General features: G+C 50.4%; 3 protein-coding genes. 2 read left to right on the top strand and 1 reads right to left on the bottom strand.

The window, feature by feature from the left end; genetic code table 11:
- Positions 1-457 precede the first annotated feature (457 nt).
- Complete coding sequence (locus tag WBA89_RS22375; RefSeq protein ID WP_424409554.1) at positions 458-2,569, top strand: hypothetical protein; 2,112 nt, start codon at positions 458-460, stop codon at positions 2,567-2,569.
- A 186-nt stretch (positions 2,570-2,755) separates the two neighbouring features.
- On the opposite strand, the gene WBA89_RS22370 is transcribed toward WBA89_RS22375, so the two are convergent.
- The gene (locus WBA89_RS22370) at positions 2,756-3,700 is read right to left on the bottom strand and encodes a hypothetical protein (RefSeq protein ID WP_424409552.1); all 945 of its coding nucleotides are present in this window, start codon (positions 3,698-3,700) and stop codon (positions 2,756-2,758) included.
- Positions 3,701-4,601: 901 nt separating this feature from the next.
- On the opposite strand from WBA89_RS22370, the gene WBA89_RS22365 reads away from it, so the two are divergent.
- Positions 4,602-6,656, top strand: coding sequence for an iron uptake porin (locus WBA89_RS22365; protein WP_424409555.1), 2,055 nt, complete (start codon positions 4,602-4,604; stop codon positions 6,654-6,656).
- Positions 6,657-6,934 lie beyond the last annotated feature (278 nt).

The following is a 6,934-nucleotide window of genomic DNA, read 5'->3' as shown; positions in this document are numbered from 1 at the left end:
AGAGGTCTTGTGGTAATGTCAAATCCAGTACAGTCAGCTCGCTCGAATTTCTCTCCTCTTTCTCTGATTTCTCTGCGGTTAGATATTTGAGATGTTAAATCTGGCGTTGCTGAATACAAATATGAATTCAAGATTTCCCAATTGCTATAAGCCAAGTATGGTGAGCTTTGTAACATCAAGCGAAAAGTTGATTCATATTTGGAATCAGCAACGCCGGGAAAGAAACAGGCCAGAAAGCCGATCGGGCGGCGCGATAACTGTATGGAAAGATAGCTGTAGAGAAACGGCCTGCGGTTAAGTCGGGCGCGCGACTCTGCCGGTGGCGCGATCGCGCCTCTTGACCGAAACAGATGATAGGCTGTACAACATAATGTAATTAAAATATCTGTAGCTGTCGCTCAACCAACCACCACCAACCTGCGACCGATCGAGCGGGAGCATTCCAGGGCAAACAAAAATGAAAAAATTAGAATTTTTGCTACAGAAAGAGGGCGATCGCGCCTGGTTGCCCCTAGAAACCGCCGACGTGGAAATTCTAGAAGGCAGATACCGCGTCGTTGCTCGCATCCAGCACCCCAACACCGACATCGAAATTCGCGTCACCTACACATCCTTCGACGAAGTTGCCCCCCAGCGGAAAGTTCAAAGCCGATCGGCCCGCACCAACCCCGAAGGATTAGTCGTGATCCTTCCCTACACCAGGCTCAAGCCCGGAATCTGGGAACTTTCCTGCTTGCCAGATCCTCGATCGACACCGGCCAAACCTTGGCAGTACGGCGTGCAGTTGGAAGTATTGCCCGCAGAATCGGAAACCTCCGAACTCCTACCGCCGACGATCGACCGAACCGCACCCGCAACCGCCCCCTCAGACTCAAAAAATCCAAGTTTTGCAGTACGCCCCACCCAACAAATTGCAGCAACAGTCGATCGTCTCGCAACCCAACCCCCAGCCCCACCAGCACCGCAGCCGACCAAAATCTACGAATTCCCCACTCCCCAAACCCCTCAACCAGGGCCCAAATCCCCAGTCAAACTCGAACTCGCGCTCGATCGAGAAACCTTCGTCACCCAACTCGGCAGCCCCTTAATAATTTCCGGCAAAATAGACATTCCCCAACCCCTCCAAACCACCAGAAAAACAGCAACTCTCATCCCCGAATCACAAACAGAAGAACTCAAAAAACTCATCGGTTCAGCACAAATACAAATTTACCTGCGCGACCCCCAAACCTCAAAAATACTCGCCCAAATCCAGCAGCAGATGCCAGAACAAGCTCCCCCCTGCATCTTTGCCTGCGTCACGTACATCCCCAGCGAGTGCCAAAGCCGCCTAATTTTAGGAGAAGCAATTCTCAGCAGCGGCGGCGTTACCCTAGCAACCAAACTATTCACAATAACAGCCCGTTTAGAGCATCTTCTAGAAGCAATTAAAGACAATTTCATCGAAGAAAAGCATCAAGCCGAACTCTCCCCAACAGCCTCAAAACAGCCTCGGAAGACCACAAATTTATCGTTTCTCAAGCTAGTAGAAAAATCCTTAGAACCTCAAACATCGCCCGCCGAAGCCTCAACCAATGAACCTGCAACCAACGAACCCCTACCCCCTCAACTGAGTTCCCGCCAGACTCCAAGTACAGGCGGTCTAGAATTGCCTGCATTCGGTAACAAACTGCCCGAGGGCAGCCGATCGCAATTGCTCGCAGAAATCTCCAATCCCCCTCAAACTGTCGCCAGGGCGATCGACCCACAAACCAAACCCTCAGACATCCCAAAAGCCGCAGAAACGGCCGAAGATCGAGCGATCGACAAAAAACCAGAAAACACCCCGGAACCAGAAACAACAGCCCCAGAAACCCCGCCAACAGCCTCAAAACAGGCATTTCAAACCCTAAACGTCGAGAATAGATTTTGGTCGCGACTGAGTTCCCTAGCCAGCATCGGCGAATCCCCCGAATGGCTCAAAGCAACCGCCCTGTCGCCAACTGCAAAAGCCGCGCCAGATAGCAGCGACGCCACAGCCCTAGTGGAAGAAAGCAGCCCAACCCCGCAGCCACAGACAACTGTCCAAACAATTGCCGAACCCACATATATTGGGCCGGAATCCAGAGAATTTGTAGTTTTTGACGAACCCCCGCAGCCGAAAACAGTTGCTCAAAAAACCACAAAACTCGAAGCAGAAGCAACGGGGCCAACTCCCTACGTTTTGCCAGAAGACGAGTTAGTACCGATGCCCGTCTTAGAATTGCCGCGCGCCGAAATCCTCGCGGGCAAAACTGTAAAAGTGCAAGTGCAACTGCCGGAATTAATGCCCCGGATTTATGTAAAAATTTGGGTATTCGATCGGCAAAGCTACCTGATTCTCGACGGGCCGCGCTGGATTACCGAATTTACAGCTAACGGCTTGGGAAATGTGCGATCGAGCATCGAGTTAGAGATTCCCTACGGCTGCATGGAAGTCGAATTTGAGGCGATCGCCGTAGAAATGCAAACTCAGCGAGAAAGCCACAAAATCAGCGTTCACCGCCAAGTTTTGCCCCCAGCCGGCCCCCTTTTGCCCCTGGATGAGTGAACCCTGCATTAATCTCTCTCTGCTCTTTCTCTGCGTTCTCTGCGTTCTCTGCGGTAAAATAATTCCAAAATTAGAAATCGTAGCTACTAGCTAACCCGGATTTAGTATTACTGCAAAAAAGTCGGGAATTGGCAGCGAGAAATTTCAGAATATTCCCAGTTTCTCGCCCCGCGCGCAACTTTTTATCTACTTACCAGTCAACTGCCCAAACTTCTTCTTAAACTTATTCTTGTACACGTAAATCGATCGCTGCAAATCCTCAAACTGCAGCCACATCTGGGCCGCCAAACCCGTGCGGTTCCAAACATCCTCCTGACACTTGCGGCGGCAAAAATTCATCGGTTCCGAGTAAACTTTAGATGTCGATAAACTCGGCTTCGGGCCGCACCAGTGAATCACAGTCGCCGAGGCCCGATCGCCCGCAGGCCCGCTTGACTCAACCGGAAACCGCTTTCTCACAAAATCCCGGTCAAAATCCGGCACCAAAAACTGCATATCCACACTTTGCACCCGCAGCCGATTTTCCCAGGCCGCCCGGAAAATCATAAAATTTAAAAAGCCCATTTCTCCGTACTTAAATATCCCCGGATTTGCAACCGTAAAATCTAAAATTTCTACGTATTCTTCCAAATTAAAAATGCCGCGTTTAGCAAAAAAAGTTCCGGTGCAGAAATAATTGGCTCGGTATTGCGACCAGTTAAAACTGGGAAAATGTTTTTCAACACCCAGAATGTCGAAGAAAAACTTGGAAATATCTGCATCCGAATTTTCCTGACAAGGTTGGTCTACAATAAAATCAAATTCCTTAAAATTAGCAAACTTGAGAACATCGCCCCAGACGATGGTATCGGCATCCAAAACCATAAAATTTGACCAAGGACTTTCCCAAAAGGCAATCATTTTAGTTTTGCCCCAACCAAAACTTCTCTTTCTGAGAACCTCTTGGGAAACGGTTGTGCGATCGATTACTCGCACTCCGTAGGATTTTTCCAAAGCAGTCACAGAAAACGTACCGTCAATCAACAGACAAATCGGCACATCTCCCAAGAAATATCGAATGCTAGCACAGCAACCCTTAGCAAACAGATAATCTTGGTCGCAGCAAGCAATAATAATACCAAAATCTTCCATAACCCTCACTCTTTTACTAAAACTTCCACCCGCAGCCTTTGGGTTTTTGGTTCGGACAGCAGCTTGATTTTTGAGTCCGGCATTTACGCCAGCTTAGCATTAAACTTCTGCGATCGCGCACAAAAAACCTCGTTCAAACCGCTATAAAATTCGGGTAGAGTTGGTATCTCAAACAACACAGCATTCCCGGCGCGATCGGGTATTAAGCAACACCAGTTGCAGCCGCACTCAGAAAACCCAAAAATTGTGTTAAAGTAGCGGTGAATTAAACCGGGCGACAGATTGTCTCAAAAAGGACGATCGCCCGCGCAAGTCCCGACTGCTGGGATCGTCAGAAAACCAAAATTGGTCAAGCCTGAAATTAAGCTTTTTTAGGGTACATCTACGAGTACAAAAGTCCGCTGGGTTCCCGGTAGCCCGAAAGTAGCCCCGCCAAAGACCGCGAGGTTTAAAGTTAGGTTAAAAAGCTTGACATATCTGGGTCGAAAGCTGTATAAGGGAGGCGATAAGCAGACGAGATCGTACCTGTAACTGTCTGTTAAGTCTGGCGCAACCGAAGACTCCGGGCTGCTGTCAGTTAGAGTCAGATAGCGGTCGCTCCCCTACAAGCAGTTCTCGATCGCCCGTACAGCTACTCAAACTAATCTGGCGATCGAGAGATGAAGTTAGCAGGTAATGGTATAATCAACTGTGATGTAATGTGGACTTGACCTGAATTGATGCCTTTGCCGTAGAAAAGCCCAGCCCTACGTTCAAGCGGGAACTAGACACCCCTACTTTGAATCAGCAGCTATCGATAGGTTCTATATTGGCAGTTATTCTCAGCAGGCAAGCAACCACAAAAAACGACCAGTTGGGAATTGCCGATCGAGTTCATATAGAGTGTGAAGGTGTGAGGAAAATGAACAGAACTTTTTGGAATTTACTGCTAGTATCCCCCGCTATACTGGGGCTATCATCAGTCGTCAGCAGCGCTGCCCTAGCAGCCGAAGCGACCGCAACTGCTGAAGCCAACGGGCTAGCCGCAGCAAAGTCATCCGCATCAAAAATAGCAGAAGCAGTTGCAGAACCAGTCGCAGCAGCAGTTGCAGAACCAGTCGCAGCAACCCCTGCCGCCCCAGAAAAGCTAGCTTTAAACAGCACTGCTCCGGCGGCCCCAACCCCGCTCGCCAACTCGGACGGCGCACAAAACCAGCCTGAAAAACTGGCAAAAATTGAACCGGAAACCAGCGCAACAGCACTGCAAGCAACGGCCAGCGACATTCAGTCAGCAGCCGCAATCGCACCCGCAGCAGCAGCGGCTGAACCCCTAGCTGCTGCCAATACAGCCGAACCTGCGCCCCAAGCATCAGACTTGGCAGTGGAAAGCACCCAGACAGAAACCGCTGCGAAAATTCAAGTGCCAGCAGCAGCAGCCCTCCCCCCAGCTACTAAGGTAGAAATTGCTCAGACAGTACCCGGAGGAATGGGCGGCCCGATCGTTCCAGCAGCACCCCAAGCCCTGCCGGCACAACAGTCCGGAACCATGTCCCAAGTGACATCGGTCTCTCAGCTATCCGACGTGCGGCCGACAGACTGGGCATTCCAAGCCCTGCAATCCCTAGTCGAACGCTACGGTTGTATCGCAGGCTATCCCGACGGCACCTTCCGCGGCAACCGCGCCCTGACTCGCTTCGAGTTTGCAGCCGGCCTCAACGCCTGCTTAGACCAAGTAACCAAACTAATTGGCTCCTCAACAGGTGGCGTCACCAAAGACGACTTAGCCATCCTGCAACGCCTGCAAGAAGAATTTGCAGCCGAACTCGCTACCCTGCGCGGACGAGTAGACGGCCTAGAAGCTCGCACCGCAGAACTAGAAGCCAACCAATTCTCCACCACAACAAAACTGAATGGAGAAGCCGTTTTTGCAGTCAGCGACACCTTCGGAGATGGTGTTGGGCTGCGGGACGACGAAACTGTCACCAATTTCGGCTACCGGGTGCGGTTGAACTTGAACACCAGCTTCACCGGTCGAGACTTGCTCAGAACCCGCTTGCAAGCAAGCAACGTCGCCAACTACGGAGCATCTACTGCTACGGGTACTAACATGGCTCGCCTACCGTTTGATGGTGGGGGTGATAGCAATTTCTCACTAGACGAAGTGTACTACCGTTTCCCGGTCAGTGCTGCTACAGTCTTTGTCGGTGCTAAAGGACTTGACCTAGATGAAATTGCAGACACGGTAACTCCCTTCAACTCTACGGGTAGTGGTTCAATTTCCAGATTTGGAGTTCGCAACCCCGCCGTATTCCGCGGAGCCCAGGGAGCTGGCGCAAGTGTAACTTTCAACTTGGGCAGCCTCCGAGCTACCGCGGCCTATCTCGCCGGTGACAGCGATGCTCCCAACCCCGCAAGCGGCAGGGGCGTTTTCAACGGTTCTTTCAGCGCTCTGGGTCAGATCGGCTTTTTTAGCAAGCCGTTTGATTTGGGCTTGACTTACACCCGGAAATACAATCGGGCAGGCGATGTCGGCCTCATGGGCAGTACGGGCAGTGCCTTGGCTAACCGGCCCTTCGGTCAATCAGCCACCGCAGCAGACAACTTTGGCGTGCAAGTTAACTTCAAACCCAGCAGCCGCTTTCAGATTGGCGGTTGGTACGGTTACACCAAGGCCGAACAACTGCGGAACTCCAACAACGAGGCTACCATCCAGAATGGTGCTATCACCCTGGCTTTGTCAGACGTTGGTCGGCGCGGCAACCTCCTCGGTTTTGTCTTCGGCGTACCGCCAAAAGTTACTGAAAGCGATGTCGCCAGAAACCGCGACACCTCTTATCACTTGGAAGGTTTCTATCGCTTCCAAGTCAATGACTTTATCTCAGTGACACCGGGCGTTTATGTGATTATGAATCCCGAACACAACAACAACAACGACGATATCTGGGTCGGACTCCTCCGTACAACCTTTAGTTTCTAAGGTTTCCTAATATCTAGTTAAAACTAAAAGCGGCAGGCGACTGCCGCTTTTAGTTAGTTGTCAGTTGTCAGTTATTAGTTGTCAGTTGTCAGTTATTAGTTGTCAGTTGTTAGTTGTTGGTTGTTAGTTGTTAGTTGTCAGTTGTTAGTTGTCAGTTGTTAGTTGTTAGTTGTTAGTTGTTAGTTGTTAGTTGTTAGTTGTTAGTTGGCAGTTGTCAGTTGGCAGTTGGCAGTTGTCAGTTGTTAGTTGTCAGTTGTTATACCAATTTAATGTGAAGT

Source organism: Microcoleus sp., from assembly GCF_049646505.1.
Lineage (GTDB): Bacteria > Cyanobacteriota > Cyanobacteriia > Cyanobacteriales > Microcoleaceae > Microcoleus.
This window is presented reverse-complemented; position numbering and strand designations above follow the sequence as displayed.